At 61.7% G+C, this 2095-nt stretch carries 3 protein-coding genes; all 3 read right to left on the reverse strand.

Features of this window, described 5'->3' with window-relative positions; genetic code table 11:
• Positions 1 to 220: 220 nt before the first annotated feature.
• Positions 221 to 433, reverse strand: a complete 213-nt coding sequence (locus tag J2Y58_RS20820; protein ID WP_310107391.1) for a helix-turn-helix transcriptional regulator — start codon at positions 431 to 433, stop codon at positions 221 to 223.
• A complete protein-coding gene (locus tag J2Y58_RS20825) occupies positions 430 to 849 on the reverse strand; it encodes a hypothetical protein (protein ID WP_310107394.1) in 420 nt (139 codons plus the stop codon). Before J2Y58_RS20825 ends, J2Y58_RS20820 begins: the two co-directional genes overlap by 4 nt.
• Before the next feature lie 171 nt (positions 850 to 1020).
• On the reverse strand, positions 1021 to 2028 hold the full coding sequence (locus tag J2Y58_RS20830; RefSeq protein ID WP_310107395.1) for an IS30 family transposase: 1008 nt from the start codon (positions 2026 to 2028) through the stop codon (positions 1021 to 1023).
• Positions 2029 to 2095 lie beyond the last annotated feature (67 nt).

Genomic DNA, 2095 nt, shown 5'->3' on the forward strand with positions numbered 1-2095 from the left:
TGCGGTTTCAAGCCGAAGTGCGACACGCCTCGTGGCAGCGGGGGCAGCGTGTAGCCTCCCAAGCAGCGCAGCGCTGCCCCCGCTGAGGCGCCGCCATCTCCGTTCTTGCGCCCTCGGACCCGCTGCGCGAGCAGCGGGCTCGGTCACGCCGGTGGCCGACGATATTTCGTGCGATCGCCCAAATAGCCTTCCCGTTGCGGGTTCCAATGGAAGCGTGCTCCTAATCCTCAACACTTATCCAAAACAGGTCCTCCACTCGTCTGTCGAGCTCACGAGCAATTCTGAGCGCCAGCAGCGCCGACGGTGAGAAAACTAGGTTTTCGATTGTGTTGATTGTTTTACGTGAGACTCCGACGCGCTCTGCGAGATCGGCTTGGGTCAGGCTTAGTCGCTCCCGCTCCGCGCGAAGCCCGTTCAGTAGCCGCTCGGTCACTGATGCGCGGAAACGCGTTCCGCCACCCCAAAGCTTATTAAAGCCGAACAGATGCCCACCGACATGATTATCTGTATGGCATCTCGCGGCCCATAATCCTTCACGTACGTCAGAACGTAGCAGACCACGGCTGTTGCCAGCATATTCCAAAAGCCGATCATCAAAGACCGCCTTCTGCTGACGTCACTTCCTTCATCGTTCAGAATGCCACGTAGGGCCGTGTTACGGAAAATGCCGCTCGCCCAAATGAGGAAGATGGCAACGATGAGGCCAGTGACTATCCAGGTGATCGGGCCTGCACCGCTTGCATCCATTCGCTGTGTCTGAGTTGCCGCTAAAGCGGTGCCCATGATGATTGCGGCTAATGCTCGATGCTTCGACAAACGCTCTGCCCGTTCGGCAATGACTGATCGCATGTGCACGCTCCTTAGGTAACCTAAGGGTTACACCGGTAACCTTAAGGTGACACACGGTCAATAGCTCTTGCAGGGTAAAACGCCCGATAATCCCCGAAACTCGATCCTAGCCTAAAATGCCGGCGTACCCAGCCAATGCCGGCTATGCGCGCTTGCGGACATGCCAGAGCGTCAGGGTTCCGCTTCAAGCACGAGGGCGACCTGCTCGGCCAGGACCTCGCCCGGCGTTCGATAGGCAAGGCACTTGCGTGGCGTTCGATTGAGGCGGTCAACCAGCTGCTCGAGCTCGGCTCGCGGTACCTGTGCGATGTCCGTGTCTGAGGGCAGGAAGCGTCGCACTCTGCCGTTGCTGTTCTCCACGCTGCCCTTTTGCCATGGCGCTGACGGTTGGCAGAAGTACGCGGTCATGCCCAGGCTCTCCCGTAGGCGCCGATACCCGGCGAACTCGGTGCCCCGGTCGAGCGTGATGGTGCGACGGAGGGAAGGGGGAAGGGTGCCGAGGTGGCGCTCGATGCCTTCCATGATGCCGGCCGAGTGACGGCTGCTGTTGGGCGTCAGCACGGTGAAGCGGCTCCGGCGCTCAACCAACGAGGTGAGGTTGGCTTTGCCGTGATGCAGCTTGAACGCGATGAGGTCGCCTTCCCAATGGCCGAAGTCGGCCCGCTCAGCGATGTCTGGCGGTCGCGCCGCGATGGTGTGGGCGGGTGGAATGTTCAGGCCGCGTGGCTTGCGAGCGTAGCGACGTCGTCGTTTCCGCCTGCCGGTGGGCAGCAGGCGTGCTAGCTCGGCTGCCTGACCGGCGGGCCCATACACGAACTGGTAGATCGTCTCATGGCTCACCCGCAGCGGGCCTGCGGTACGGTGCCGAAGGTAGCCGGCGATCTGCTCTGGCGACCAGGCGGCTTCCAGCCGGTCGACGATGTAGCTGGCGAGCTGGGGAGATCGGCTGATTTTCGCGCCCCTAAGCCGTCGCCCAGCCGCCATCGATTGAGCAGTCAGCGGAAAGTACCCGCGGAACATCGGCTCCTCGTCAAACCGGTTATTGCGCTTCAGCTCGCGGTAGATCGTGGACGGGTGGCGCCCGAGCTCGGCCGCGGCCTGGCGCGGACTTCTACCGGCGCTTGTGAGCTGATACAGCTTGCGGCGTTCGTCGAGATCCAGATGCGTGTAGCTGCCCATGCGCAACCCTCCGCCGGGTGGAACCCTCACTTAAGCTAGGTTTTCGCACTTCGATCTAGAATGCACC

The organism is Sphingomonas sp. BE138, assembly GCF_031456125.1.
In the GTDB taxonomy this organism is placed as follows: domain Bacteria; phylum Pseudomonadota; class Alphaproteobacteria; order Sphingomonadales; family Sphingomonadaceae; genus Sphingomonas.

Bases quoted from the DNA above. Each gene is read 5' to 3' on its own strand.
- J2Y58_RS20825 (WP_310107394.1), bottom strand. From the start codon at position 849: ATGCGATCAGTCATTGCCGAACGGGCAGAGCGTTTGTCGAAGCATCGA.
- J2Y58_RS20830 (WP_310107395.1), bottom strand. From the start codon at position 2,028: ATGGGCAGCTACACGCATCTGGATCTCGACGAACGCCGCAAGCTGTAT.